The sequence below is a fragment of the Nannocystis bainbridge genome (genome assembly GCF_028368995.1).
In the GTDB taxonomy this organism is placed as follows: domain Bacteria; phylum Myxococcota_A; class Polyangia; order Nannocystales; family Nannocystaceae; genus Nannocystis; species Nannocystis bainbridge.
In genome coordinates this window covers 2,605,781-2,632,522 of the sequence record NZ_JAQNDL010000001.1, presented here as the reverse complement: position 1 = coordinate 2,632,522, position 26,742 = coordinate 2,605,781, and the positions used below count along the sequence as shown (strand labels likewise).

The window sequence follows — 26,742 nt, the reverse complement described above, 5'->3', positions numbered from 1 at the left end:
AAGTCACACCGGAATAGCGACAGCTAACCCGAGGGGCCGCACAGTGTGCGCAGGGCGGCGGGGCCGATCGCGCGGGAGGGCGGCGCGGGAGCGCAGTGGTAGCTGTCCGCAGGGACAGGTCAGCCCGAGGCCGCGAGCGGCGTCACGGGGTCAGGGCGCGGACCCACGCGCGCGCGCCCGGGCGGGCGGCGGCGCGGGCGGCCACGAGGTCGGCCTCGACCTGCGACATGTCCGTCGGGACAGGCAGGCCGGCGAGCGCGGTGACCTCGAGCAGGCGGGCGCGGGCGCGCAGGCCGAGGCCGGCGAGGGCGCCGACGAGGATGTCCCGCGGGACAGCCTGTCCCGAAGGCAAGGCGGGCGCGCCGAGGGCCGCGCGCCGGGCCGGGTCGGCCAGCTCGGCCGTGGCGAAGGCGCACTCGATCCACGCCAGCGCCTCGGCGAGGGCGAACCGCACGCCCTGGTCGTTCCACGCCTTGTGCCCGCGGAGGCCGCGGCCGAGGGCGACGACGGCGTCGGCGAGGGCGACGAAGGCGGTGAAGCCGACGCCGCCGTCGATCGCGTCGAGGGCCCGGGCATGGGCCGAAAGATCGAGGTGACGCACCGGGGCACGCGCGTCGCCGAGCGCCGCGAGCGGACGCGGGGGCGCGGCGAACATCGCGGCGACCCGCGGCAGCGTCGGCTCGACCTCGTCGCGGGCCTTGACGATCTGCGGCAGGCGCAGGCTCAGGTCGGTCAGCATCAGGTGGCTGGTGCCGTCGAACACCCCGTAGAGGGTGACGTCGCGGACGAACTTCTCATAAGGGCGATCGGCCAGCAGCGCGCGACTCGAGACGACGCGGCGGCCCTGCTCGACCGCCTCCTCGGCCAGGGCGCAGCAGGCCAGCTTGGCCGCGGCGGTGTAGATCGCCGCGCCGATGCCGAGCGCGTTGGCGGCCACCGCGGCCTTGACCGCCATCGCCGCGGCGACGAGGTCGAGCTCGGCGTGCACGACGAGGTGATCGGCGATCGCGTCGAGGCCGACGATCGGGGCGCCGTAGACGTCGCGGGTGTGGGCGTAGTGCAGCGCCAGCGCCAGCGCCCCCGAGGCGCAGCCGGACGCGAGCCCGCTGATCCCGCCGCGCGACAGGGTGAGGGTGCGCTGGACCAGGCTGAAGCCGTCGCCGAGCTTGCCGACGAGGCTGTCCTCGGGGACATGTGTGCCGTGGAACCGGACCCCGGCGATGTCGGCCGCGCGCGCCGGCAGGGTCGACCAGCGCGGCAGGGCCTCGACGCTGTCGTCGCGGTCGACGCAGAACACCGAGAAGTCGCCGAACGCGACCGCGCCGCCGCGGGCGGTCCGCATCAACGAGACGAGCACGTCGTGGCGGGTGGCGCCGTTGATGAGGTGCTTCTCGCCGGTCAGGCGGTAGCCGCCCTCGGGGTGCGGCGCGGCGGCGGCCTCGTTGCGCAGCAGGTTGGAGCCGTGATCGAGCTCGGTCAGCAGCATCGCCGCGAACGCGCCGTCGTTGATCTTTTTGAAGGTGCGGGCGCGCAGCTCGGGGCTGGCGCCGAGGTGCACGGGCAACAGCGCGAGGGCGTTGACGCCGAGGGTGATCGCCAGCGAACCGTCGACGGCCGCCGCGATCGCGTTGAGGCCGCAGAGGTGGAACACCTCGGCCTCGTCGGTGAAAAGGCGAGCGACGCCGATCCGCCGCAGCGCGGCGACGACATCGGTGGGGTAGGTGCCCGCGCGCTGACCCTCGTGCAGCGCGGCCTGCACGTCCTGGCCGGCCAGCAGCTCGGCGACGCCGGCGATGACCGGGTGACGCAACACGTCGACAGGGCAGAGGCGGGTCCAGACGGGCAGGCCAGGCACGCGCGGAGCTTCGCACGTCCGCGTCCCCGCGCGTCGTCCCGGCGGGCGTGAGACCACGCGGACCCGGAGGCCGCCCGGGGAATGGCCGCCCCCGCGTCGCGCGTTGCCGGGGGTGCGCGCGCTCGCTCGTCGTCGGTCCTCAGGCGCCGGTCCTCCACGGGGTCGATCGAACATGTCCCTGGGGACATGCCGCGGTGAGCCGCGCAGGTCGGCCGGCCGAGCGCGGCGGCTGGTGAAGGCCCCGGAAATTTCTGCCGGCAGGACCTCCGGGGTCGATCTCCCGCGCAGAGCCGTGGGTGTCCCTTCGGACATGTTCTTTTGTTCGCGCGGCCGGGTGCTGCGGAGGTTGGCGATCGTGATCGCCGTCACCGCGGTCCTGGCCGTGGCGATCGGTTGTCGCATGCCGCTGTGAGCCCCCGGGCCGGGGCTCACGCGCGCGACAATTGTGACCGCGTGCGCGCGCGGTGCTAGGTTGCGCGCGATGCTCCGCCGCGCCGCGCTCCTCCTCCTCGCGCTGATTGCCTGCCATCCGGCAGCCGAGCCGGCCGTGATCCGGGCGCCCGACGCGGGCCCCGGGCTCGACGACGCGGCGATCCGGGCGATCGTCGAGGACCCGGCCCGGCCGCCCGCGGAGCGGGAGCTCGACGCGGGGCGGAGGCCCGAGGAGCTGCTGCGGTTCCTGGCCCTGCGCCCGGGCATGCGGCTCGCCGACCTCGGTGCGGGGCGCGGCTACACCACCTTCTTGCTGGCGCGTGCGGTCGGGCCTGACGGCGTGGTGTATGCGCAGAACAACAAATTCGTGACGACGCGGTTCGTGGAGCCGGCGTGGACCGAGCGGCTGGCGACGCCGGAGCTGCGCAACGTGGTCCGCGTCGACCGCGAGTTCGACGATCCGCTGCCGTCCGAGGCCCGCGAGCTCGACGGCGTGATCAACGTGCTCTTCTATCACGACACCTTCTGGATGGGCACCGACCGCGCGCGCATGAACCAGGCCATCTTCGCCGCGCTGCGCCCCGGCGGGTTCTACGTCATCGTCGATCACAGCGCGCGCGCAGGGGCGGGCGCCGGCGAGGCCGAGTCGCTGCACCGCGTCGAGGAGTCGACGGTCGTCGACGAGGTGCTACAGGCGGGTTTCGAGCGCGCGGGGTCGGCGGAATTTCTCCGCAACCCGGACGACCCGCGCGACTGGAACGCGGCGCCGACGGCCGCGGCGGCGGCGGGGAAGCGCGGCACGGCCGATCGCTTCGTGGTGCGCTTCGTGAAGCCTGCAGCACCCTGAGCCGAAGGCCCACGCGCGCGGCCCGTGCACCCGCATCCAGGTCTGGCCCCAGGCCCGCTCGACCTCACGGTCGTGCAGCCGGTCGCGCCGCCGCTCGAGCGCCTCGCCCAGCGGCGCCACCAGCAGCAGCGGCATCAGCAGCATGGCCAAGAGCGCCTCCATCCCGTTCAGTGTGAAGCCGAGGCCGCCACCGGGCCAGTCGCCCCAGTGACGCGTCCGGCTCGGCGCGGCCACGCGCGGGGCGCTCGTGCTCCTGGATGTCCCAAGAGGCATGTCCGTGAGGACATGTGCAAAGAGACATCCGCGCCGCCGCGCCAGCCGTTCGCGCCACGGTCGCGTCCGCTGGCGGCGCCGGGGCCGCTGCCCGGGCGCTTGACAGCGCGGTGTCGTCGGTCACGGTTGCGTTCGGAGGACCCGCCCATGGCACTATCCAAGCCGCTCATGGACTCGCTCATGTCGCAATACCGCGGCGAGCTGTCCGCGATCGAAGCTTACGACCGCGCGCTGCAGAAGTTCGCCGGTCAAAATGAGGAGGCCGAGCTGGTCCGCCTGCGCGAGGACCACGTCAGCGCGGTCAACCGGCTCGGCGCGATCATCCGCCAGCACGGCGGGCTCGAGCCCGAGAGCTCGGGCGCCTGGGGCTCGCTGACGACCGGCCTCGAGCGCCTGGCCTCGATCGTCAACGACGAGGTCCCGCTGCGCGTGCTGCACCGCGGCGAAGTCGTCGGCTACGAGGGCTACGCCAAGCTGCTGTCGGACCCGCAGCTGGACGCCGACATCCTGCGGGAGATCCAGGGCCTGCTCGACCACTCTCAGGACCACCTGACGCGCCTGGAGCGGATGCTCGAGCAGCTGCCCGCCGCTCCCAACCGGCCGATGATCTGAGCCGCTCGCCCGCGTGAGCACGCAGTCCGTGAATGCGCGGACGGCGGAGTCCGCGTCCTGCGCGGAAGGTGACGCGCTCGGTCGTGCGGTCGAGCCTGGCAGCCGCCATGGGCCTGTCCTTCGGGACAGGCCCAAGCAAATTTCCATAACTCCGTCGGAGGATGTCCCCGGGGACAGGTCGCCTCAGCCGAGGATCACGCGCGCCACGTCCTCGGGGACCGCCATGCGGGCGGCGAGGGCGAGGAACAGCTGGCGGCCGACGGCGCCGTGGTTGCTGCCGCGGATCAGCCGGGCGATCTCCTCGAGCGCCTGGCCGCGGCGGGCCGGGTCGGCCAGCTGCAGCGCGCCGGCGAGTTCGTCGAGCGTCGGCTCCTGATCGATCAGCCGCAGGGCCCGGTTGCGGCGCGACTCGGTGAGCGGCAGCTGGGCCAGCAGCGCGCGGAACTCGGACCGGCCGGCGTCATCGATCGCCTGCCTCGGCTCGCGCGCCGCGTCGGCGCGGCGGTGCAGCATCAGCGCCGCGAACGCGGCCACGTACTGCGCCAGCTCGCTCGCCTCGCCGGTCCACGCCTTGCGCCACGCCGTCAGCTGCTCGCGGTCGACCGCCAGCAGCTCGCCGACGCGGCCCAGCACCTCCGCCTCCTCCGCGCTGCCCTCGCCGTCGACCAGCGCGATCGACCAGGCGCGGCGCAGGATGTCGGGGGCTCGCTCGGCCGGCGGGCGCGGCAACCGGCGCGCGTGATCCCACAGCGCCGTCGCGTCGGCGAGCCGATCGATCCACGCGTCCTGCTCCTCGGCCGCCAGCTGCTCGCTGGCCAGCGCCAGGATCCGCGTCGCCTCGCCGCCCTTGAGCACGCCGTCGGCCAGCGCGACGAGGCCGGCCGAGGTCAGAGTCCACGCTTGTTCGTCGGTGAGCGCCACGGGCCCACGTTACCAGCTTCTCGGCGTCGCTCGCCGCGCGAGCTTCGGCGCGGACCCGTGAGCACGTCGGGCCCCACGCGCGCGACCCACCAACATATCCGACTTCGTGCGCGGATGAAAAGTGGTTTCGCGCACTCGCGGCCTTGGCTGCTGCCCCGGCCGCTTTGGACGTTTTTTGACGCTCGTGTCGGGGAGGCGTCCGGGCCCAAGTCGCGTGCGGCCGAGGCGGGACGCATGGGCACTGGAGGGGACTGAAGAATACGGAAGGGGACTTGTGGGGACATGGCGAGCTCGGGTATGATCGCGTGCAGAGCGAGGCCACGCATGGACTTCAGGCAGCGGACTCGACACGAGATCACCCGCGACGTCCGCATCACCGCCGCGGGGTTTGCCCAGGAGCTGGTCAAGACCGCCGTCGCGTCACTGCAGCGCGCGGCCGTCAGCGAGGGCGACCCCGACGTCGCGCGGCTGTTCGACGAGGTCGACGCGCTCGTCGATCGCTTTCGCAGCCACCACCGCGAGCTGAGCAACGCGCGGGTGCTGCGGCGCGGCAATCGACTGGCGCGGCCCAGCGACCCGGGCGTGCCCGAGCCGGCGCGGCCGTTCTCCTACGTCGGCGCCTACTTCGGGGCCTACAGCGATTTTGCGGCGTTCGCCCGCGGCGCGCTCGGCTTCACCGGGCAGATCCACCCGCGCACCGACCTGGCCGGCATCGGCCTCGACATGCACCTGCAGCGGCACTTCTGGACCGTCGAGCGCGAGGGCACGCTGTACGCCTTCCGCCTCGGCGACGAGGGCGGCGAGGACGAGGCGCAGCAGGCCGAGCACGTGCGCGGGCTCCTGCGGGCGCGCTTCGGCGACAACGGCGTCAACGAGGCGCTCCCGGTCTACGCCGGCAAGTTCGCCAGCCTCCCCGAGTTCGTCCGCGATTTTTTGTGGCGCCTGCCCTTTCCGACATGGCTCTTGATTCATGTCGACGTGACCACTCTCGGCTACGAGTGGAGCGTCGACCGCTCGATCTTCACCGTCGCGGCCGGCGAGGGCGGCATGCACGTGTTCATCCGCCGCGACCCGCTGTCACACTGGCGCTATCAGCTGCCGGTGTGACCCGCGGCGCCGCGGGCGAACGGCGGGCCTGCCGGGCAGGCCCGCGGCGAGCATCAGCGGCGCGCCATCACCACCAGGCCGGCGACGAGCAGGCCGAACGGGATCAGCGAGCCGAGGTCGCCGAGCTCCGCGGTCTCGCCGAAGTTGATCGCGTGCTGCACCGACGGCGCGAGCGCCAGCAGGGCCAGGCCGATGCCGGCGATCGCCCCGCCGGCGATGAGGCCGCTCGACATCAGCACGCCCGGGCTCGACTCGGCCTCGAGCTCGCTCTCGGCGGCCATGCCCGCGGACACGCGCCGGCGCTGGCGGGCGCGGTCGGCGAAGTGACGCACGAGGCCGCCGACGAAGATCGGCGCGCTGGCGGCGATCGGCAGGTACACGCCGACGGCGAACGGCAGCGCGCTGACACCTGCCAGCTCGAGCGTGGCGGCGATCATCACCCCGAGGATGACGAGCACCCACGGCAGCTGCTGGGTCAGGATGCCGTCGGTGATGAGCGCCATCAGGCTCGCCTTGGGCGCGTCGTACTTGACCACCGGCGTGTCGTCGTCGCGCTTCTTGACGCGGCCGTTGATGCCGGGGTCGACCAGGTACTTGATCGCGCCTGTCTCATCGACCAGGTACTTTCCGGCCGGGATGCCGTCGCGCGGCTTGGGCAGCTGCAGCACCCGGTAGCTGGCCGCATCGGCGAGCGCCTCGGGCCCGCGCAGCGGCTCGGCCGGGCCGAGCGGCACGTCGGCCGGCGCGTGCACCCCGGCGGCCTCGTGCTTGAGGGTGTAGACGGTGCTGGCGTTGTTGAGCAGCAGCAGCGTGAAGCCGATCACCAGCGCCGAGGTGGCCGAGCCGATGATCATCGTGATCTGCTGCCGCCGCGGGGTCGCGCCGATCAGCGCGCCGGTCTTCAGCGACTGCGCCGTGGTCCCGCCGACGCTGGCGGCCACGCAGACGACGCCGGCGATGGTGAGCGCGCCGAGGCGGTGCTCGGGCCCGACCCAGTCGGCGGCGAGGAAGATCAGGCAGGTCAGCAGCAGGGTCGCCACCGTCATGCCGGAGATCGGGTTCGACGACGAGCCGATCTCGCCGGTCAGGCGGCCCGACACGGTGACGAACAGGAACGCGAACAGGCCCATCAGCAGCGCGCCGAGGAAGCCGACCGGGAAGAACGGCGACAGGCTGATCGCCGCGATCACCGCGAGTGCGCCGAGCAGCACTGTCTTCATCGACAGCTCGCGCTCGGTGCGGAGCACCTCGGTCTTGCCCTTGCCGCTGCCGAGCGACGACAGGCCGGCGCGCAGCGACGTGAAGATCGTCGGCAGCGAGCGCGCCATGCTGATGATGCCGCCGGCCGCGACCGCGCCGGCGCCGATGTAGAGCACGTAGGCGTTGCGGATGTCGTCGATGCCCATCGACGCGATCGGCTTGGTCGCCGGGAACACCAGCGCGTCGGGGCTGGCGCTGCCGAAGAACTTGATCATCGGGATCAGCACCAGGTACGACAGCACGCCGCCGCCGAGCATGATCCCGCCGACGCGCAGGCCGACGATGTAGCCGACCCCGAGCAGCTCCGGCGAGATCTCGGCGCCCACCGAGCCGCCCGGCAGTACTCCCGGCGTGCTCACCGTGAGGTCGCCCTGCGGCGTGGCGACCGTCTTGATCCCACCCGAGACCCACGTCGGCACCTCTTTCCACAGGTGCGCGCCCGCCATCGCCAGCTTGTAGAACAGGCCGACGAAGAAGCCGCTGAACACGGTGCGGGCGGTCGACCCGCCGCGCTCGCCGACCTTCAGCACCTCGGCGCAGGCGGTGCCCTCGGGGAACGCCAGCGTCTTGTCGGCCATCATCGGCCGGCGCATCGGCGAGAACAGCAGCACGCCGAGGATGCTGCCGAGGATGGCCACCAGCATCACGCGGCCGATGTCCATGTCGTAGCCGAGGATCATCAGCGCCGGCATGGTGACGCCGACGCCGAACGCGATCGACTCGCCGGCCGAGCCGGCCGTCTGCACGGTGTTGTTCTCGAGGATGGTCGAGCGGCGGGTCCCGAGCGCGCGACTGAGGGCGCGCAGGACGGTGATCGCCAGCACCGCGACGGGGATCGACGCCGAGACGGTGAGGCCGACCTTGAGGGTGAGGTAGATCGACGAGGCGCCGAACACGATCCCGAGCAGCACCCCGAGCAGCAGCGGCCCGCGCGTCAATTCGGGCGGGTCGAGTTCGGGCGGGACGGGGATCGGGAGCGCTTCGCCTTCAGCCACGCGGCGACGGTAGCCGATCCGCGCCGGGCGGTCACCTGCACGGCCACGCGCGCGGAGGACGGCGAAATCACCACGCTCGGTCAGCCGCGCCGCGCAGCGCGTTGCGCGTCGCGGGCGCTCGCTTCACGGCCTCACGCGGCCCTGGCGTTGCGCTGCTTCAGCTCGAGCACGAGGCCGAGCAGCAGCGTGAGGCCCGTCAGCGGCAAGGCGACGTAGCGCATCGCCATGCCGTAGGTCGCCAGCGCCTCGTGCTGCTGCGACGCGAGGATCAAGTAGGCCGTGTAGGCGACGTAGTAGAACAGGAACAGCGCGCCCTCCCAGCGGGCCAGGCCGCCGCCGGTGAGGAACAGCGGCAAGCAGGAGATGGCGACCGCGGTCATCACCGGGATGTCGAAGGCCAGCGCGGCCGGGGCCACGGTGACGCCGCCTGGGGCGACCGCGGCGCTGATGCCGAGGACGCAGAAGATGTTGAAGATGCAGCTGCCGACGACGTTGCCGACGGCGATGTCGCGCTGGCCGCGGATCGCCGCCAGCACCGACGTCGCGACCTCGGGCAGCGAGGTCCCGGCGGCGACGATCGTCAGGCCGATGACCAGCTCGCTGACCCCGAACAGGCGGGCGAACGCGACCGCGCCGTCGACCAGCCAGCCCGAGCCGAGCACCAGCATCGCCAGGCCCGCCACCAACATGGCCAATTGGACAGGCACCTTCGCCGTCGCGCTGCCGGGCTTGGCGAGCGGCACCTCCTCCTCGCTGCTGTCGCCGGCGCGGCGGGCGATCCGCAGCAGCATGAAGGTGTAGACCAGCAGGGCGGCGAACAGGAGGATGCCGTCGACGCGGCCGATGTTGCCGTCGAGCGCCATCAGCCAGCACGCGCCGCTGGCGACGATCATCAGCGGCACGTCGAAGCGGACCAGCTGGCGCTGGACCAGCAGCGGCGCGATCAGGGCCGAGACGCCGAGGATGAACAGGACGTTGAAGATATTGCTGCCGACGACGTTGCCGAGCGCCACGTCGGCGCCGTCGGCCGACATCGCGGCGCTGACCGAGACGGCCAGCTCCGGCGCCGAGGTGCCGAAGGCGACCACCGTCAGGCCGATGACCAGCGGCGAGATGCCGAGGCGCGCGGCCAGGCGCGCGGCGCCCCCGACCAGCAGCTCGGCGCCGACGACGAGGAGGACGAGGCCGAGGACGAACAGCGCGATGGTGACGGCGGACATCGGTGGCCGGGAGGATACGCGACCGAACCGCTGTCCGCCGCCCGCAAACGCCTGCGCGCGGACGGGAGGGGCGTGACGGAGAGGGATGGAGGCCGCCCTGGAGAAATCGCGCCAGGGCGCGCGCGGCGGCGCTCGCCCTTACTTCTTCTTCTTCGCGTCCTTGGCCTCGGCGTCGCCCTCACCCTCGCCGTCTTTGAACTTGTTGACCGTGAGGGTCTCGTCCTTCTCGATCTCCTCGAGCGCCTTGTCGAGCCCATCGAGCTCGGTGCGCGCGTTCTTGAGGGCCTCGGTGAACCCGGCCTCGCTGGCGATCGCCGGCCCGAGGTTGTTCGCGACCTCCTCGAGCGGGCGGAACAGCTTGTTGTAGCTGGCCTGGGTGTTGCCGCCCTTGGTGCTGCGCTCGGACAGCTTGTCGATCTGCTTGATCAGCGCCTTGAAGCGGTCCTGCAGCGGCTTGACGCCCTTGTCGGCGGCCTTCTGCGGGTCCTTGGCGGCGGCCCACTTGCCGGCCTCTTTCTCGACGTCGTCGATGAACTTGCGGGTGTCGACGTCGAGCTGCTTGTACTCCTTGATGCGCGTCTTGATCCACTCGCGCTCGGACTTCTCCATCTCCTTGGCGTTCTCGGCCGCCAGCTCGGCGTCGACCTCGGACTTGGTCTTGAAGCCGGCCTCCTTGCGGCGGCGCGCCAGCTCCTCATCCGACACGCCGCTGTCCTGCTTGAGCTCCGACAGCTTCTTGGTCGGCGGACCGATCTGGTCGGCGATCGACTTGCGCTCGCCGCCGTCGCAAGCGGGCGCGGCCAGGAGCGCCCACGGCAGGGCGAACATCAAGCTGCGCGTCACGACATGGCCCGAGAGTACAGAACGTTTGGACATTGAGCAGATCCCCCAGCCGGCACGATACGAGCGCCGGCGCGGCGTTGTCAAATATCGCTCGGCGCCCGCTGCGGCTCGCCGGCTCGCTGCGGATTACTGCGGATCACTCCTTCTTCTTGAGGATGAAACGCAGTTCCCCGGACTGCAGCGTGAGATGAGCGACGGGGGCGCCCGGAGGCCCGAACTCGGCGATCGTGGCCGACGGATCTTTGAAGAAGAACCGGTCGTCGCCCATGAAGTGCATCCATTTGTCGCCGTGCTCCGGCACGTTCATCCACAGGCGGTCGCCGGTGCGGAACACGCGGACCTGCTCGATCGCCAGGAGCTCGCCGTCCTCGACCAAGCCCTTCAGCTGCTTGTGCGACGTCTCGGTCAACGCGAAGGTGCCGACGTAGCGACCGAGCTGCGCGCTCGAAAGCCGGATCTCGTCGTACTCGCGCGGCGGCGCGACGTCGCCGCCGTGGGCGATCTGCGCCACGTCGTAGGCGATCGCGCGGGTGTCGACGGCCTCGGTGTTGGCCAGCACGAACACGGTCACGCCGTCGCCGAGGAAGCGGGCGATCGTGGCGTTGTAACCCTCGACGCCGCCGGGGTGCCAGGCGATAGGTCCGGTGGCGTCGGTGCGCACGAACCAGCCCATGCCGTACTCGTCGCGCACGACGGTCGTCATCTCGTCGAGGCTCTTCTGCGCCAGCACGAGGCCCGGGGTGCGCAGGGCGCGGTCCCAGCGGGCCAGGTCGGCGGCGGTCGAGACCATGCCGGCGGCCGCGCCGTAGGCCGAAGGATGGCGCTGCGCCGCGGGCACGAGCACCTCGTTCTCGTCGAACTCGTGGCCGAGCGCGGTCGCGGCGAGGCCGACCCCGCTGTTCTTCATACCCGCGGGCGCGAGCACGTTCTCCCGCAGGTAGTCGGCGAACGGCTGGCGCGCGACCTGCTCGACCAACAGCCCGAGCATGAAATAACCCGAGTTGCTGAGGTCGAAGTCGGTGCCCGGCGCGAACTCCAGCTCGATGTCCTGGAAGATCGCCCGCACGTCGGCGGCCGCGACGGCGCGCGTGTGCCCGACCGCGAACACGGCCGCGTCGGTGTAGCTGGGGATCCCCGAGGTGTGGGTGAGCAGGTGGCGCACGGTGATCCGGTTGCCGAGCGCCGGATAGTCGGGGATGTACTTGCGGACAGGTGCGTCGAGGTCGACGAGGCCGCGGTCGCGCAGCTGCAGCACCGCCACTGCGGTGAAGGTCTGGGTCAGCGAGCCGATCTTGAACTTCGTGTCGGCGTCGATCGGGCTGTCGCGCTCGATGTCGGCCCGGCCGTAGCCGCGGGTCAGCACCAGCTCGCCGTCCTTGACCACGCCGACCACGCCGTGGAACTTGAAGGCGTCGCCGTAGTTGCGGCCGAACGCGCCGACGTAGGCGTCGACGCGGTCCGCGAGGTCGGCCGGCAGCGCCAGCGCTGGCGTCGGCGGGCCCGGGGGCAGAGCCGCGGTCACCGGGGCGTCGTCGCGCGCGGGCTCGGCGGGCATGACCTCGGGGACATGTCGCGAGAGACCTGTCCATGCGGGCATCCAGCCGGCGGACGCGGCGGCGACCGCAGCGACGGCGACGGCGACGACCCCGGCCGCGGCGACGCCGGCGAGGCGGGGCCAGCCGAGGCCGAACAGGCGGCCGAGCGGGACATGTCCGGGCTCGCGCTGGCCCTCGGCGGCGACGGCCGCGAGCACGCGGTCGGCGAAGTCGGGCGGCGGCTCGGCAGCGGTGAACGCCGCGAGGGCGCGGCGCTCGGCGTCGGTGCGGGGTTCATCGTGCACGGTACACCTCCTCCAGGGCGCGGCGCAGGGCGGCGCGAGCGCGAGACAGTCGAGACTTCACGGTGCCGAGATCGACCTGCAGGTTGTCGGCGATCTCGGAGTATTCGAGCTCGTGGTACTCGCGCAGCATAAAGGCGGCGCGGAACTCGGGGGACAGATCGTCGATCGCGTGCTGCAGGGCAGCGGCCAGACGCACGCGCTCGGCGTCGGCGTCGGCGGCGGCGTGGCCCGCAGGCTCGGCGGACGGATCGATCGGGGCGACCTCGGGCCGGCGCCGCCGCAATTCGTCGATCGCCAGCCGGCTGGCGATCGTCAAGATCCAGGTCGAGAGCCGCGCCGGGCCGCGGCGATCGAAGCCCTCGAGGGCGCGAAACACCCGCAAGAAGGTCTCCTGGGCCAGGTCCTCGACCAGCGGCGCGGCGGCTCGCCCGTGCAGCATGCGCGACAGCAGGGCGAACACCGGCCGCTGGTAGCGCACCACGAGGTCCCTGCGCGCCCTCGCGTCACCCCGCTGCGCGCGGGCCAGGGTGAGTTCGTCGAGCTCGTCGGGCGGTGGTCGGGGCTGCACGGCGTCAGGGTCCCGCGAGGCGAGGGCGGTCACGGGAGGGTGTCACGGGCGGGGCCGCCGCGGGTTCCCGATCGGCGCAAAAAAGCACGAGAAGGGCTGTTTGGCGGGGTTCCAGGGCCATGCGCGCGTGCGCCCGTGGCCCCGAGCCGCTGACGATCTCCGGAGATGCGCGTCGACCCGCGGGTCTCGTAAGTCGCGGGCGTCGGCGGATCGAGGCAGGCGACAAGATCACAGGCCCGGGAACTCCGCGCTCGCGGGCTCGTGAGACGGAGCGAACAGGAGACACGACATCATGCGCAGATTGTTTTCAGCAGGGCTCATCACCACGATCGTGACGGCGACGGGCCCGGCCCAGGCCGGCGGCGTCCCGCTCGACAAGGAGGAGATCCGCGAGGTCGTGCAAACGCACCTCCAGGAGGTCCGCCAATGTTATGACGAGGGCCTGGCGCGCAAACCGACGCTGGCCGGCAAGCTGACGGTGGACTTCGAGATCGTCCCCAGCGGGGAGGTCAGCAGTAGCCAGATCCAGCAAGGCTCGACGATCGCCGACGCGAAGGTCGAGAGCTGCGTGGCGGCGGCCGTGCAGACGTGGAAGTTCCCGGCGTCCAGCGACGGCTGGGTGCAGGTGAGCTACCCGTTCGAGTTCGTGCCCGGCTGAGCGACCGCTCGTCGGTCGAGCGCAAGGAACCCGTGCGAGCTCGGGTGCCGAGCTCGCACGGGTCAGGTCAGATAAGCGATATGTCCTTCAAGCCATGTCTTTAAAAATCAGCCCCACAGCTGGAGGCCGATGGCGATGAGGCCGCCGAGCACGGCGCCCCACAGGCCGCCGAGCACGGCCCCGGCGGCGCCGCCGACGAGGGCGGTGTCGCCGATCGGCGGCTCGTCGGAGGTCCCGGGCGGCTCGCCATGGGGTTCGCTCGCGGCCGGCTTTTTGTCGACGACGACCGCGGGCGCCGGTGCGGAGGTTCGCCTCGGCACGCGCCGTGGGGTCGGCTTCTGCACGCAGCGCAGGCAGCCCGGCAGCAAGGCGGTGACCTTGGGGTGCGGACGGACGGCGTCGATGTCCCAGGCGCCGCGACCGTCGTCGCAACCGAACCGCGAGAACGCGAGCTTGCGGCGGCAACGATGACAGAAGCCCTGAGTGGACGCGTAGATCGAGTTGAGGGTGTCGCTGTCGAAGGCCATGGTGTTCGCCCGGGGTTGCAGGGCTCGTATACGCGAGCTGCGTTATCTGGAGCGGACCATCCGAACCGGCGGGGAGGCGCCCGCCGGGGCCGCTGGAGGGCGTTTTGCGCGAGGTCGTCGCCGCGGGCGCTGGCGCGCGATTGGGCGGGGACGAGGCGCTCGCTTTCATGCCGTCGGCGGCGAGCGGACGCGGCGGTGGGCAGGTCCTCGCGGGGTGGGCCGGTGCCGTTCGCCGAAACATGGGATGGTCGACGGGACATGTCCCATCCGACATTCTCGTCGCCGTGCGCGCCTGCTCGCGGGAGAGGTGCCGAACTAAAACATGTCCCATGAGACATGAAGTTCGACGACCGCGGCGGCGGCTTGAACCGCGGGCCCGGGTCGGCTAGGGTGGACGCGACATGATGATGTTCACGATCGCTTCGGCCTTCTTCCAAGGCGTTTGAAGCCCCTCGCTTCGAACCGGGCGCCCGGCGCCCACGGCTGAACTGCCGGCCCTCACGCGCCCCGCGGCGCGGCGGGTCGGCGCGATCGGAGAGACTTCACATGACTGCCCACGACAATTCCTTCCGCGCGCTCGGCGACGCGGACATCGAGAAATTCATCAGCGACGGCTTCGTCCGCATCGACCACGCCTTCCCGCACGAGCTCGCCGACGAGGCCCGCGCGATCCTCTGGCGCGACACCGGCTGCGACCCCGACGACCCCACGACCTGGTCGCGGCCGGTGATCCGGCTCGGCATGTACGGTCAGCCGCCGTTCGTCGCCGCCGCGAACACGGCGGTGCTGCGCGACGCCTTCGACCGGCTGGTCGGGCGCGGTCGCTGGTCGCCCTGCGGGATGCTCGGCACGTTCCCGGTGCGCTTCCCGTCGCCGACCGATCCAGGCGACGCGGGCTGGCACGTCGACGCCAGCTTCGGCCTCGCGAACCCGGACTTCATGGCCTGGCGCACCAACATCGCCTCGAAGGGGCGCGCGCTGCTGATGTTGTTCCTGTTCTCCGACGTCGGCGAGGACGACGCGCCGACGCGGATCCGGGTCGGCTCGCACCTGGCGATCGCGCAGCAACTGGCGCCGGCCGGCGAGGCGGGGCTGAGCCTGGGCGAGCTCGCGGCCGACGGGTTCGCCGGGTCGGCGCATCTGCCCGAGGCGCTGGCGGTCGGCGCTGCCGGGACGGTGTACCTGTGCCACCCGTTCCTGGTCCACTCGGCGCAGCCTCACCGCGGGGCGCGGCCGCGATTCCTCGCGCAGCCACCCCTGTTGCCGCGCGAGCCGTTCCAGCTCGAGCGGGCGGACGGCGACTACGTGCCGGTCGAGGCGGCGATCCGCCGCGCGCTCGGTCGCGGTTGAGAGGAGCGACGGGCCGTCGCGCGAGGCCTCGCGCGGCGGCTCGTGCGCGACGCGGACGACGCGTTGCAACTCCGGAGAGCGACGAGGAGTCCGCGGCTCGGGGACGCAGACGGTCTCATTCTTTGAGACATGTCACGAGGGACATGTTCTTGAGGATATGCTCTTAGGAGCATGTCTTCGTAGACATGTCACGGCCAGGCTTGCGTCGCCCTTGGATCGGGCGAGGCGGCGAGGCCGTCGCTGGCGCGCTGGACCGCCTCGTGGGTGGTGAAGCTGAAGCGGTCGGGGCCGAGCTCCGCCGTGAGGCCGCTGCGGGCCAGGACGTCGCGCACGGGGCCCTTGAGGTCGGCGAAGTACAGGTCGATGCCGTGCTGGCGCAGCTCGCCGAGGAACTCGCGCAGGTTGGCGAGCGCCGAGACGTCGATGTCGTGCACGCCGCCGGCGTCGATCACCACCGCGCGCGCGCGCTCGGCGGCGATCCGGCGCCGGATCTCGTCGATCAGGTAGGTCGCGTTGGCGAAGTACAGCGGCGCGTCGAGGCGGATGATCACGACCCCGCGCACGGTCTCGGCGTCGGGGAAGCGGAGGACGTTGCGGTAGACCTGCGTGCCCGGCAGGCGGCCGAGCAAGGCGGTGTGCGGGCGGGTGGTGCGGAGCACGAACAGCAGCAGCGAGGCGCCGACGCCGAACGCGAGGCCGAGGCCGACGCCGAGCGCGAGGGTGGTGGCGAAGGTGATCGCCAGCGGCAGGAGCTCGCGGGGGCGAGTGCGCCGGAGCTGACGGACGAACGCGACGTCGACCAGGCGCGCGACGGCGACGACGATGATCGCCGACAGCACGGCGCGCGGCAGCGTGGCGAGCAGCGGGGCGAACAGCGCGAGGGTGAGGGCGACGATCGCGGCCGTGACGACGCCGGCGAGCGGGCTGCGAGCGCCGGCCTGGGCGTTGACGGCGGTGCGCGACAGGCCGCCGGCGATCGGGTAGCCGCGCACGAGGCCGGCGGCGATGTTGGCGAAGCCGAGCGCGAGCAGCTCCTGGTCGGGCTCGACGACCTCGCCGCGGCGCGCGACGGCGAGACCGGACGAGAACGCCTCCATGAACGAGATGAGGGCGATCAGCGCGGCCGCGGGGGCGAGGGCGAGCAGCAACTCGCCGTCGACGGCGGGCCACGTCGGCACGGGCAGGCCCGAGGGCACCGGACCGAGCAGGGCGAGGCCGCGGTCGTCGAGGGCAAACAGGTGCCCGGCGACGGTGGCGAGCACGACCACGAGCAGGGCCTTGCCGCGGAAATTGCCGAGGGCGACGAGGGTGAGCACGGCGCCGAGGCCGAGGGCGACGGTCGGCAGGTGCACGGCCCGCAACTGCTCGGCGAGGGCGACGAGCAGCGGCCACATGGCGGCGCTGCTCGGCAGCCGCAGCCCGAGCAACGAGCCGAGCTGGCTGGCGATGATGAGGATCGCGGCGGCCGAGGTGAAGCCGCGCAGCACCGGCAGCGAGAGGAAGTTGACGACGAAGCCGAGGCGCAGGGCGCCGGTCAGCGCCTGGAAGCTGCCAGCGAGGATCGCCAGGGCGGCGGCCGCGGCCACGTAGGTGCCGAGGTCGCCGCCAGCCAGCGGAGCAAGAGCGGCGGCGGTGAGCAGCGAGTCGAGCGCGACGGGGCCGACCGCGAGCCGCCGCGAGGTGCCGAGCACGGCGTAGACGAGCGGCGGGGCGAGGGCGGCGTAGAGGCCAGCGATCGGCGGCAGGCCGGCGAGCATGGCGTAAGCCATCGCCTGCGGCACGAGCAGCACCGCCGTGGTCGCGCCCGCCAGCAGGTCGGCGGTGAAGTCAGGGCGCGTGTAGCCGACGGTCCAGCGCAGGAGCGCGCGGCGCTTGGGCTCGAGGGGCGACATGCGGGCGCGGGCGAGTGTGGCACGTTGTCGCGCCGGCTACAGCGGGCGGCCGGCGAACCCCGTCCGCGGGGCCGCCGGGGCCAGCGCAGGGCCGCAGCGGCCTGCCGAGCACGCCGGGGCTCTCGGGGGCGAGCCGCGGCGACTCGAATAAAAGTGTCCCGAGGGACATGCGGCGGATGGCGCGGCTGGTGATGTCTCGAAGGACAGGTCGCCCGCGCGGCGGCGCCTGTCCCTCGGGACATATATTGGCCTGGATGACCGAGCTTACTGCGCGGCGGCCTGCAGCGCCGCTGCGATCGCGGGCTCCTGCGCGTCCATCGTCGTGAGCAGCGAGTTGCAGGGGACGTAGTCGTCGACGGTGATCTGCGACTCGGGCCACTCGCGGAAGCCGACGGTGTCGGCGCGGAGCTGGACCTTGCCGACCCAGGGGACGATCTTGGTCGGCGACACACCGGGGCGGGAGATCAGGGCGATGACCAGGCAGCCCTGGCCCTGGCGCGAGAGCAGCAGACCGACCGACACGCCGGCGCAGCCATCCTTGGGGCACACGCGCTCGGGCTCGGGGCGGAAATCGATCGGGCGGCCCGGCAGGTGCTTCTCGACGATGCGCTGCATCTGCTGCTGCAGCGCCGAGGCGAGGCCGCGGTTGTCGTCGACGATCTCCCGCGGGATGATGCGCGGCCACAGCACGGTCACGCCGCCGGCCGTGCCCGCCGACGTGGAGACGTTGCGCTCTTCGAGCGAAGCCGGCGCGGGCTGTGGGGCCGGCGCCGGCGTGGTCGGAGGCGGGGCCGAGGTCGCGGGCAAGCCCGGCGCGGGCGGTTGGCTGGGCGGCGCGTCGGCCGTTACGGGCGTGCAAGCGAGCAGGGCTGCGAGCATGGAGGCGAAGCGCGTGCGCATGTCGCGAGTGTATCAAAGCCGGCGCGCGCTCGCGCTCGCGCGCGTGAGGCTTCGGCGGGTGCAGGCGGCCCGCGAAGTCGGGGTTCCAGCTAGAGTGCTCGGCGATGCGAAGGGTCGGAGTCCTGGTGGTCGCGCTCGCGGGCTGCACGTTCGATGCCTCGGGGCTGGGCGAGACGCCGGAGACGAGCGGCGGGGCCGGACCGACCTCCTCGGGGACGACGACCGGGCCGGCGCCGACGAGCGAGGACGGGCCGACGGACACGAGCGAGACGACGCTCGGCGTGTCGGGCTCGGAGTCGATGAGCGAGGGCACCGGCGATCCGAGCGGCGATCCGACATCGATGCCGGCGACGACGACGACGGCGACGACCTCGACGACCGAGCCCGACACCACGACGGAGCCGGTGAGCAGCACGACCGGGCCAGGCACGACCGGCTGCCCGCTGGTGATGGCCTACAAGGACTTCGACAACGACAACTACGGCGACCCGAACATGCCGATGCTGGTCTGCGAGGGCGAGCAAGGCTGGGTGCCGGACAACACCGATTGCAATGACATGTCGGCCAACGCGCATCCGGGGATCGAGGAGATGTGCGACGGGATCGACAACGATTGCGACGGGTCGTTCGACGAGTTCGAGCCCGAGCACAACAACAACGAGTGCAAGAAGTGTCGCTTCCGCGTGCGTGAAGATCGGCTCTATTACTTCTGCACCGAGGGGAAAAATTGGCTGGACGCCGAAGCGTTCTGCGTGGCGGACGGGCTGCACCTGGCCAAGGACGACGGCGGGGCCGAGCACGACTTCTTCCTGCAGGAGATGGGCAACACCAATCAGTGGTGGCTCGGCGGCAACGATCGCGAGACCGAGGGCACCTTCAAGTGGGTGTCCGACGGCACCGCCGTGGCCGGCGACGGGTGGGGCAACAACGAGCCCAACAATCAAGAGTGGCTGCTGTGGGAGAACGCGGACTGCATGCTGGTGCTCGACAGCGACGGCGTGTTCGGTTACCCCGGTGAGAAGGGCAAGTGGGCCGATCACATGTGCGACCACAGCTTCAAGTTCATCTGCGAGGGGCCGCTGCCGTGATGCTCGCGCCGGTGGCACGCTGCCGCTGGCTCGCATGTTGACGCAGCGGATTCGGGGCGCGGTGGGACGGCATGTCCCAAGGGACATGATCTCCGACGCGCCAAGAGCGTGACCGCTCACCCGCCTGCGGGTGACGATCGGCCTGCAGGGCTGGTGTCGCTGTCGCGATGCTGCTCGAGCTGACGAAGATGCCGCCGCTTGGACGGTTTACATGTCTTTGAGGACATGTTTAAATCGTGAAGTAGTGAAGATCGGGTGCTGTCCTTTCCGCCAGGTCGATCTCCGAACCGGGCGGAGCGGGGCGCAATCGCCCATGAACATGTCTTGAAGGACATGTGATGCGCACGGTCGCGCCGGGCGAATGTGCGCCGCGCGGAAGGGCGCGTGGCGGGCCGGCGAGGGCTGGGGCATAGAGGGGACGTGAAGGCCGTGAGTGCGGGGACGGGGCCGAGCCGGTGGGCTCGGCAGGCGGCGACGCTGCTGGCGCAGGTGCGGGACGACGCGACGCGCGACGACCTGCGGCTGCGCTTCGACGAGCGCGCTGCCATCTGCGAGGTCGACGGCGAGCTGTCGCGGACGGAGGCCGAGCGGGTGGCGTTCGAGTCGCTGGTCCAGGCGCTCGAGCGCCTGCGCAGCCGCAGCTAGCGGAGGGGCTGCGCGATCGGCCAGGGAGCTGACGAGGACGCCGCGCTCTCACGCGGCATGCCCATCCGAAAATTCAGGCGGAAGGGACAGGTTCTTGCGGCCATGTCCCTTGGAGCAGGTGGATGACCAGGCCGACGTGGGACAGCGGGCGGCTGAGGTCGTCGGGGTCGGGGTTGGTCTCGTAGTCGAGCAGGACGACCGGGCCCTCGGCGCCGAGGCGGCGCAGTTCGGCGAGCTCGGCGCCGAGGTGATGGTCCAGGACCCAGCGGTAGGTGGGCAGGTAGATCTGCCGGCGCGCCTCGCCGTACGCCAGCAGGCGCGCGCCGCCGAGGCCGTCGCGGTGGCCGAGGCAGGCGCCCAGGCGCCGCACGGTGCGCTTGAGGCCCTTCATGGCGGTGACGTCGAGCTTGCTCGGGTCGACGTCCTCGGTGGCGAACACCTTGAGCGCCTGCCACACGCCCTCGACCGAGGCGGCGGTGCGGCCAGGGGTGAACGGCAAGGGGATGGCGCCGTGCGGGTAGAAGGGGCTGAACCTGACCCATGGGTCAGGTCCGCGCGAGGTCAGGTCGAGGACGGTGGCGCCGGGGAAGCGCTTGCCGACGTGGGCCTGGGCGTGTCGGTTGTAGAGGTGGAAGCTCATGGCGCGTGCACGGCGGCCAGCGCGTCGAGGTCGAAGCCGCCGCTGCGACCGGTGCATCACTGGCCGGCTGGATCGTACACGTCGCCGACTTCGATGTGGCGGACGTGGCGAGCGCGAGGCCGAGCGCGGGGTGGCGATCGAGGCCGTCGTCGCCAGCGAGGCGCAGGCGAGCAGCGGCGCGCGGCGGCTCAGGGGTCTGGCCGGGTGGCCGCGGCGATGGCGTCGCGCAGGGTGCTGTCCATCGCCCGGCCCTGGTGGACCCAGCGGATCTGCCCGAGCGCGTCGACCAGCACGAGGTGGGGGTAGACGGACAGGCGGAAGGCGCGGGCCAGCGCGCCGCGGTCGAGCACGATGCGGAAGGGCAACTGCTTGTCGTCGCGGTAACGGGCGGCGATCGCCCGCTGGTCGCCCTCGCGGTCGCAGTTGACGCCGACGACCTCGAAGCCGCTGCTCGCGAGGTCCTGATGAAGCGCGACATACTTGCTCATCTCGTCGTTGCAGACGCCGCACCAGCTGGTGAAGAAGACCAGCAGGCGCGCCCCGCCGCGCAGGTCGGCGGTGGTGAAGTCGGCGCCTTCGAGGTCCTCGGCATGGAAATCGGGCACGGCCTCGCCGACGGCCACGGGGGCGAGGGTCTGCCAGTGGGCGGCGAGGTCGGCGGCGTCGCGGCCGGCGCTGATGAGCGGCAGCAGCAGGACGAGGGCGCCGACGAGGGCGGAGGCAGGGCGGCGGGGCGCGGGGGCGGCTGTCTCCGGGGACAGGCACACGGCGGGCCGGACCCACAGCGCGAGGCCGGCGGCCAGCACGGCGCCGGCGATCTCGAGGCTGTACTTGGGGACAGGTAGCGGGTGGCCGAGGCCGGCGGCGAGGCGCGCGAACACGACCGCGAGCAGCATCGGCAGCATGCAGAGGGCGGCCCGGAAGGACCGCAGGGGGCCGAGGATGGCCTCGACGGCGAGGGTGGTGACGAGCCAGGGGATGAGGACGGTGAAGCCCGCCAGCAAGGCGGGGAGGGCGGCGAAGCTGGCCATGGCGGAGAAGTCGGCCACGGCGTCGCCGAGCGGCAAGAGGTGGGCGCCGACGGCCAGGAGCAGGATGAAGACGAGGCCGTCCCGCGCGCCGTCGTCGGGCGAGAGGGCGGCGACGGTGGCCCGCGGACGCAGCAACATGCCGCCCCAGCGCGCGAGGGCGATGCGGAGGCGATTCATGGGCAAGGCCTCCCGGGGCGGGCAGCGCGAGAGGAGAGCGACGAGCGGAGCATGCGGGACGGGTGAGTCATGATGGGCCGAGCCTCCGGCGGGCGGCGGCGACGAGCGGGCGGGGGAGGCGGCGGGCGTCGGCGACGCGGCGCAGGTCGGGCCGACGCAGGCGCCACAGCAGGCTCATCGCCAGCGGCAGCGGGGTCGTGGGATCGAGGACGCAGGCGACGCCGGCGGCGGGCGGTGGGAGCGATCTGGCGGGCGCAAGCGGCAGAGGGGCGAGCGCGGGCGCGAGCGGGACCGGCAGGTCGTCGACGGGCGGATCGGGCGGCAGCGGCGGGGCCGGGTCGAGGTCGTCGCCGGCGCGCGAGCGGAGGGCGGCGAGCTGGCGCGCGGCGTGATCGTCGGACCTGTCGTGAGGGACATGTCCCGAGAGCAAGGCTTGCAGCAGGCCGCGCAGGCCGGGGGCGCGCTCGCGGGCGCCGAGCTCGACGGCCGCGTGGAGGATGGCGCCCGGGCAGCGCGGGTTGCGGGCGAGGGCGGCGAGGATGGCGGGGGCGGCGAGCATGCGCGCGTGCGCGAGGGCGATCGCCTCGCAGGCGCGCGGGGGGCCGCAGCGGGCGACCAGCGCGAGGGTGTCGGCGTCGACCTGCGGGTGGCGCACGAGCACGGCGAGCTCGTCGGCGTGGGTGAGCCGGCGGCGGGCCATGAAGTCGAGCGCGGGGGCGGGCAGCAGCGGGTCGGCCAGGGCGGCGAAGATGGCAGGGCCCGGGAGCTCGACGGCGGTGCGACCGGCGATGTCGGCGTGCGGCGCGTGCCCGAGCGCCCACAGGTGATAGAGCGCGAGCCAGGTGTCGCTGCCGGAGGCAGGCACGAGGGCGCGGGCGGCGAGCTCGCGCTGCGCGGGGCCGGCGTCGGGGCCGACCAGCCGGTGCACGCGGGCGCCGAGGCGGGCGTCGCTGAGGGGCGGGTGCAACATGGCCGAAGGGTCAGGTCGGCGGCCGCGGGAAGAACAGCCGACCGACCGGCAGCTCGATGGCCTCGAACGGCGGGACGCGGGCGACCTCGGTGTCGTCCCAGGCGCCGGCGCGCAGCCACTGGCTGTCCCGAAGGACATAAGCCTCGAGGGTCCGCTCGGCCGGGTCGATCAGCCAGTAATAAGGGACGCCGTGCTCGGCGTACAGCCGGGCCTTGAACACGCGGTCGTGGCGGGCGTTGGAGGGCGAGAGGACCTCGCAGATCCAGTCGGGGACGACGTCGATCGGGCGCATGCCGGCGGGAGCGGGCAGCCGGGAGCGGCGCCAGCCGACCAGGTCCGGGCGGGTGACGTCGTGGCGCGTGAAGCGGACGTCCATCTCGAGGAAGATCCACCAACCGTCCGGGCCGTCGGTGTCGTCGTCGAAAGGGCCGCCGATGAAGCGGCTCATGCTGCGCTGCACGCGGCTGTGATCGGACAGGCCGCCGGGCTGGGCGATGATCTCGCCGGCGAGCAGCTCGGCGCGCACCTCTTCGGGGATCGCCAGCAGATCCTCGTAGGTCTTGAGCTTGCGCGCGGCCTCCACGGCTCGAACCGTACCACATGCGGGTGGCAGGGGCCCGCGGCGGGGGCGCCGTCAGGCGGCGGGCGGGCGATGGAGGCCGTGGACGATGCGCAGGCCCTCGAGCACGAGGGCGTCGTCGACGACGTCGATCACGTCGGTCTCGCGGGCGACGTCGGGGGCGAAGCCGCCGGTGGCGACGACGGTGACGGGGTGATCGAGCTCGCCGCGGATCCGGCGGATCATGCCCTCGACCAGGCCGACGTAGCCGTACAGGAGTCCGGACTGCACGGCCATGATCGTGTTGGTGCCGATGACGCGGGCGGGGCGGGTGATGTCGACGCGCGGGAGCTTGGCGGCGCGGGCGAACAGGGCGTCGGCGCTGATGCCGATCCCCGGGGCGATGACGCCGCCGAGGTACTCGGGCGCGGGGGTGACGACGTCGAAGGTCGTGGCGGTGCCGAAATCGACGACGAGGACCCCGCACGGCGGCTCGGAAGCGCCCGCCGTGCCGCGCGCGCCGTAGCGGCTGTGGGCCGCCACGGCCGCGACGATCCGGTCGGCGCCGACCTCGTGCGGCGGGTCGTAAAGGATCGGCATGCCGGTCGGCAGGCCCGGCTCGACGACCAGGGCCTCGAGCCCCGCGTAGTGCGACAGGGCCCGCAGGAGCGGGCCGACCACCGGCGGGACCACGCTGGCGACCACGGCGTCGCGCAGGTCGGCGAAGCGGATGCCGACGAGCGCAAGCACGCGCTCGACGGCGACCGCGAGCTCGTCGCGGGTCCAGTTGCGCTGGGTGGCGAGGCGCAGCTCGCATCGCAGCTCGGCCCCCGCGAACACCCCGATGGATGTGTTGGAATTGCCCACGTCGATGGCCAGCAGCATGGCCGGGGCACTCTAACCCCAGCGGCTCGACCTCTGCTACCGTGGCGCCCGTGGACGACGAGCCGAAGGCAGCGCAGGGGCCGCAGCCGCCGCCGCAGCGACCGCAGGAGCCGAGCGTGTCGCCGACCGCGGTCACGCGCGAGGAGAAGCTCGACGACACGCTCCACGCCAGCCGGTCGATGATCCTCCGCCGGCTGCCGGTCGACGGCCAGCCGCGCGAGGCGGAGATCCGGCGCCGGCAGCAGGCCCGCGGGCAGTACCGCCTGGCCCTCAAGACGTGGTCGGTGCCGCTGGTGATGATCGGCGCCGTGGTGGTGGTGTTCTACCTGCTGTCGTTCTGGCTCAACGTGCTGTCGTACACCGGCGCCGACGAGCTGAGCCTGGTCGACCGGCTGATCCACCAGGACCTCGAGAAGGCGCAGAACACCGTCGGCGGGCTCGGCGAGGTGATGGCGGCGGTCCTCGGGCTGGCGCTCACCGTCTCGAGCATCATCGTCCAGCTGGCGGCGACCCGGTTCACGCCGCACATCACGGTGCTGTTCTTCCGCGCGCGCACCAACATGCTGGTGCTCGGGTTCTTCGTCGTCTCGACGCTGTTCGTGGTGTGGGTGAACTTCTCGCTCGACGGGGCCGACTACGCCGGCCCGCGCTGGGACGTGATGTTCTCCATGGTGCTGATGACGGCCAGCCTGCTGCTGCTGTTCCCGTACTTCGCGTACGTGTTCGACTTCCTCGACCCGAACAAGATCATCGGCCGCATCAAGACCAACGGGCTCGACGCCTGCACCACCAAGCTCGGCCGTCAGTCGATCACCATCGAGCAGCGCCAGCGCAGCGCGGTCGAGGCGGTCGAGCACCTGACCAACATCGGCCTCAACGCGCTGCAGCAGAAGGACAAGAACATCGTCTCGACGACGATCGACGCGCTGCGCGAGTTCTGCGTCGAGTACGGCGAGATGAAGAACGGCATGGTGCTCGAGTGGTTCAAGATCCCCGACCGCCAGAGCCCTGACTTCGTGTCGCTGTCGCCAGAGGCGATCACCGACCTCCGCCACCGCCGGACCTGGCTCGAGTGGAAGGTGCTGCGCCAGTACCAGATGCTGTTCACCGAGGGGCAGAGCCAGATCAAGGACATCTGCTACCTGCTCGCCATCAACACCCGCCGCCTCGGCGAGGCCGCCTCGGTCTACGGCGACCTGCGCGCGCTCGACCTGACGATCAAGTTCTTCAACACGTACCTGCGCGCGACCCTCAACGCGTCGGACATCCGCACCGCGTACAACATCCTCCACCAGTACCGCCAGCTCGGCGAGACGGTGCTCGAGATCGGCAAGCGGTCGAAGCCGACGGTGATCGACCGCGACAAGACGCTGGCCGACCGCGCCATCGAGATCGCGCACCGCATGCGCTACTACTCGGGGGTGGCGTTCCAGCGCAACATGGCGTTCGTGGCCGAGGTGATCGCCCACGACATCGGCACGATGTGCCAGCGGGCGTTCCAGCTCAGCAGCGAGTGCCACGACGATCTGCTCAAGATCTTCCTCGCGGTCGACGACGCGACCGAGTCGTCCGACAAGGCCAAGGCGCTGCGCGGGGTGCGAAAGGCCCAGATCAAGCTGGCGACGCACTACCTGGTCTACGGCGCGTCGTCGCTGGCGCGCCGGATCGCCGAAGACATGCGCCTGGAAGACCCCCGCCGCCTGCGCTCGATGTGGATCGAGCTGGCCAACCTCGATACGCCCGAGTTCTGGGAGGTCAACGACCGCGGGTCCAACTTCGACTACCTGACGCCAGACCAAAAGGCGATGCTGCCGAAGTTCTTCCAGTGGTTCGAGGGCCTGCAAGCCGACACCCCGGCGCTCTACGACTCGCTGGTGACGCGCAGGGTGTGATGATTCGGGACATGCCCGAAGGGGCATGTCCCGTCGGGCATGTCCGAACGGCTAGGGGATGTCCTGCAGCGAGACCAGGCGCAGCGGCACGGCCTCGTCGGCGGTGAGCTCGAATCCGGCGGCGAAGGGGGTGCTGGCGGCGAGCCGGCTCAGGACCTCGGCGCACAGCGCCGGGGCGCAGTCGACCTCGGTGTCGATCATGCGCAGCCGCTCGCCCGAGGCCACGAACCAGCCGCTGTCCGGCGCGCTCTCATGGAAATTGAAGTCGTACCGGGTGCCGACGGGGTCCTGCGCTTCGCTGACGATCTCGTCGGCGATCCAGTGCTCGCTCGGAGCGTCGGCGTCGGGTTTTTCGACGGCCTCGACGTGGTAGCGCAGGCGCGTCTCGACGCCCCAGCGGTGGGTGAAGTCCTGGATGCCGGAATAGTGGGACTTCAACTCGCCGCCGTCCTCGGCGTAGCGGAGGCAGAGCATCGGCTCGAGGCCGACACAGGGGCGACGCACCGAGGACACCACCATCTCCTCCAGGGCCTCCTCGGGGTCGCAGGCAGGGGCGAGGGCGGCGAGGGAAAGGGCGAGCAGGTGGCGGGATCGAAGCTTGAACTGCGGCATCGATGGCGTGCGGTGCAACAATCGCACCGCGGCGCGGGTACAGGGTTTTCTCGCCCCCGCGGACCCTCGAACGCCGGACGCGGCGCCGACGTCACGACATCGGCGCCAGCCTTCGAGGCAGACACGGGACGGCCGCGTCCGCT

At 72.0% G+C, this 26,742-nt stretch carries 24 protein-coding genes; 8 read left to right on the top strand and 16 right to left on the bottom strand.

What is annotated here, in order from left to right; translation table 11 throughout:
* Nucleotides 1–142: 142 nt before the first annotated feature.
* The gene (locus POL25_RS10335) at nt 143–1,855 is read right to left on the bottom strand and encodes an acyl-CoA dehydrogenase family protein (protein WP_272085777.1); all 1,713 of its coding nucleotides are present in this window, start codon (nt 1,853–1,855) and stop codon (nt 143–145) included.
* 481 nt (nt 1,856–2,336) lie between these two features.
* Here POL25_RS10335 and POL25_RS10330 point away from each other — a divergent pair, with 481 nt between their 5' ends.
* Together POL25_RS10330 and POL25_RS10325 are read left to right on the top strand one after the other, a co-directional pair.
* The gene (locus POL25_RS10330) at nt 2,337–3,134 is read left to right on the top strand and encodes a class I SAM-dependent methyltransferase (protein ID WP_272085776.1); all 798 of its coding nucleotides are present in this window, start codon (nt 2,337–2,339) and stop codon (nt 3,132–3,134) included.
* 420 nt (nt 3,135–3,554) lie between these two features.
* Nucleotides 3,555–4,019, top strand: a complete 465-nt coding sequence (locus POL25_RS10325; RefSeq protein ID WP_272085775.1) for a ferritin-like domain-containing protein — start codon at nt 3,555–3,557, stop codon at nt 4,017–4,019.
* Between the two features lie 183 nt (nt 4,020–4,202).
* Here POL25_RS10325 and POL25_RS10320 read toward each other — a convergent pair whose 3' ends face one another.
* Entirely contained in the window at nt 4,203–4,940 is a 738-nt protein-coding gene (locus POL25_RS10320) for a TerB family tellurite resistance protein (protein WP_272085774.1), read from the bottom strand.
* Between the two features lie 324 nt (nt 4,941–5,264).
* Here POL25_RS10320 and POL25_RS10315 point away from each other — a divergent pair, with 324 nt between their 5' ends.
* The gene (locus POL25_RS10315; RefSeq protein WP_272085773.1) at nt 5,265–6,047 is read left to right on the top strand and encodes a hypothetical protein; all 783 of its coding nucleotides are present in this window, start codon (nt 5,265–5,267) and stop codon (nt 6,045–6,047) included.
* A gap of 53 nt (nt 6,048–6,100) precedes the next feature.
* Here the strand turns inward: POL25_RS10315 and POL25_RS10310 are convergent, their stop codons facing one another.
* The 5 genes from POL25_RS10310 to POL25_RS10290 form a co-directional block, all read right to left on the bottom strand.
* The gene (locus POL25_RS10310) at nt 6,101–8,302 is read right to left on the bottom strand and encodes an OPT family oligopeptide transporter (protein WP_272085772.1); all 2,202 of its coding nucleotides are present in this window, start codon (nt 8,300–8,302) and stop codon (nt 6,101–6,103) included.
* A gap of 131 nt (nt 8,303–8,433) precedes the next feature.
* Nucleotides 8,434–9,522, bottom strand: coding sequence for a calcium/sodium antiporter (locus POL25_RS10305; protein ID WP_272085771.1), 1,089 nt, complete (start codon nt 9,520–9,522; stop codon nt 8,434–8,436).
* Between the two features lie 138 nt (nt 9,523–9,660).
* Nucleotides 9,661–10,365 carry a hypothetical protein gene (locus POL25_RS10300; protein ID WP_272085770.1) on the bottom strand — a complete coding sequence of 235 codons (705 nt, stop codon included), beginning with the start codon at nt 10,363–10,365 and terminating at the stop codon, nt 9,661–9,663.
* Nucleotides 10,366–10,501: 136 nt separating this feature from the next.
* Nucleotides 10,502–12,205: a serine hydrolase domain-containing protein gene (locus tag POL25_RS10295; protein ID WP_272085769.1), complete on the bottom strand. Its 1,704-nt coding sequence runs from the start codon at nt 12,203–12,205 to the stop codon at nt 10,502–10,504.
* Nucleotides 12,195–12,773, bottom strand: coding sequence for an RNA polymerase sigma factor (locus tag POL25_RS10290; protein ID WP_272085768.1), 579 nt, complete (start codon nt 12,771–12,773; stop codon nt 12,195–12,197). Before POL25_RS10290 ends, POL25_RS10295 begins: the two co-directional genes overlap by 11 nt.
* A gap of 292 nt (nt 12,774–13,065) precedes the next feature.
* Between POL25_RS10290 and POL25_RS10285 the strand changes: the two genes are divergently transcribed.
* Nucleotides 13,066–13,431 carry an AgmX/PglI C-terminal domain-containing protein gene (locus POL25_RS10285; RefSeq protein WP_272085767.1) on the top strand — a complete coding sequence of 122 codons (366 nt, stop codon included), beginning with the start codon at nt 13,066–13,068 and terminating at the stop codon, nt 13,429–13,431.
* A gap of 107 nt (nt 13,432–13,538) precedes the next feature.
* Here the strand turns inward: POL25_RS10285 and POL25_RS10280 are convergent, their stop codons facing one another.
* Nucleotides 13,539–13,958, bottom strand: a complete 420-nt coding sequence (locus POL25_RS10280; RefSeq protein WP_272085766.1) for a hypothetical protein — start codon at nt 13,956–13,958, stop codon at nt 13,539–13,541.
* 546 nt (nt 13,959–14,504) lie between these two features.
* On the opposite strand from POL25_RS10280, the gene POL25_RS10275 reads away from it, so the two are divergent.
* Nucleotides 14,505–15,308: a phytanoyl-CoA dioxygenase family protein gene (locus tag POL25_RS10275; protein WP_272085765.1), complete on the top strand. Its 804-nt coding sequence runs from the start codon at nt 14,505–14,507 to the stop codon at nt 15,306–15,308.
* 188 nt (nt 15,309–15,496) lie between these two features.
* Here POL25_RS10275 and POL25_RS10270 read toward each other — a convergent pair whose 3' ends face one another.
* On the bottom strand, nt 15,497–17,200 hold the full coding sequence (locus POL25_RS10270; protein WP_272085764.1) for a SulP family inorganic anion transporter: 1,704 nt from the start codon (nt 17,198–17,200) through the stop codon (nt 15,497–15,499).
* 264 nt (nt 17,201–17,464) lie between these two features.
* Nucleotides 17,465–18,100, bottom strand: coding sequence for a hypothetical protein (locus POL25_RS10265; RefSeq protein ID WP_272085763.1), 636 nt, complete (start codon nt 18,098–18,100; stop codon nt 17,465–17,467).
* 104 nt (nt 18,101–18,204) lie between these two features.
* Here POL25_RS10265 and POL25_RS10260 point away from each other — a divergent pair, with 104 nt between their 5' ends.
* Both POL25_RS10260 and POL25_RS10255 read left to right on the top strand, forming a co-directional pair.
* On the top strand, nt 18,205–19,188 hold the full coding sequence (locus tag POL25_RS10260; protein WP_272085762.1) for a lectin-like protein: 984 nt from the start codon (nt 18,205–18,207) through the stop codon (nt 19,186–19,188).
* Nucleotides 19,189–19,608: 420 nt separating this feature from the next.
* A complete protein-coding gene (locus POL25_RS10255; RefSeq protein WP_272085761.1) occupies nt 19,609–19,833 on the top strand; it encodes a hypothetical protein in 225 nt (74 codons plus the stop codon).
* A 73-nt stretch (nt 19,834–19,906) separates the two neighbouring features.
* Here POL25_RS10255 and POL25_RS10250 read toward each other — a convergent pair whose 3' ends face one another.
* The 5 genes from POL25_RS10250 to POL25_RS10230 form a co-directional block, all read right to left on the bottom strand.
* Nucleotides 19,907–20,473 (bottom strand): DUF6939 family protein, encoded by a 567-nt coding sequence (locus POL25_RS10250; protein ID WP_272085760.1) that lies wholly within the window; start codon nt 20,471–20,473, stop codon nt 19,907–19,909.
* A 188-nt stretch (nt 20,474–20,661) separates the two neighbouring features.
* A complete protein-coding gene (locus tag POL25_RS10245; RefSeq protein ID WP_272085759.1) occupies nt 20,662–21,681 on the bottom strand; it encodes a TlpA family protein disulfide reductase in 1,020 nt (339 codons plus the stop codon).
* A 67-nt stretch (nt 21,682–21,748) separates the two neighbouring features.
* Nucleotides 21,749–22,651 carry a hypothetical protein gene (locus tag POL25_RS10240; protein WP_272085758.1) on the bottom strand — a complete coding sequence of 301 codons (903 nt, stop codon included), beginning with the start codon at nt 22,649–22,651 and terminating at the stop codon, nt 21,749–21,751.
* A 10-nt stretch (nt 22,652–22,661) separates the two neighbouring features.
* On the bottom strand, nt 22,662–23,234 hold the full coding sequence (locus POL25_RS10235) for a Uma2 family endonuclease (RefSeq protein ID WP_272085757.1): 573 nt from the start codon (nt 23,232–23,234) through the stop codon (nt 22,662–22,664).
* Between the two features lie 51 nt (nt 23,235–23,285).
* Nucleotides 23,286–24,095, bottom strand: a complete 810-nt coding sequence (locus POL25_RS10230) for a type III pantothenate kinase (RefSeq protein WP_272085756.1) — start codon at nt 24,093–24,095, stop codon at nt 23,286–23,288.
* Between the two features lie 50 nt (nt 24,096–24,145).
* Between POL25_RS10230 and POL25_RS10225 the strand changes: the two genes are divergently transcribed.
* Entirely contained in the window at nt 24,146–25,987 is a 1,842-nt protein-coding gene (locus POL25_RS10225) for a DUF2254 family protein (RefSeq protein WP_272085755.1), read from the top strand.
* Nucleotides 25,988–26,038: 51 nt separating this feature from the next.
* Here the strand turns inward: POL25_RS10225 and POL25_RS10220 are convergent, their stop codons facing one another.
* Complete coding sequence (locus POL25_RS10220; RefSeq protein ID WP_272085754.1) at nt 26,039–26,599, bottom strand: DUF4377 domain-containing protein; 561 nt, start codon at nt 26,597–26,599, stop codon at nt 26,039–26,041.
* Between the last annotated feature and the right edge of the window lie 143 nt (nt 26,600–26,742).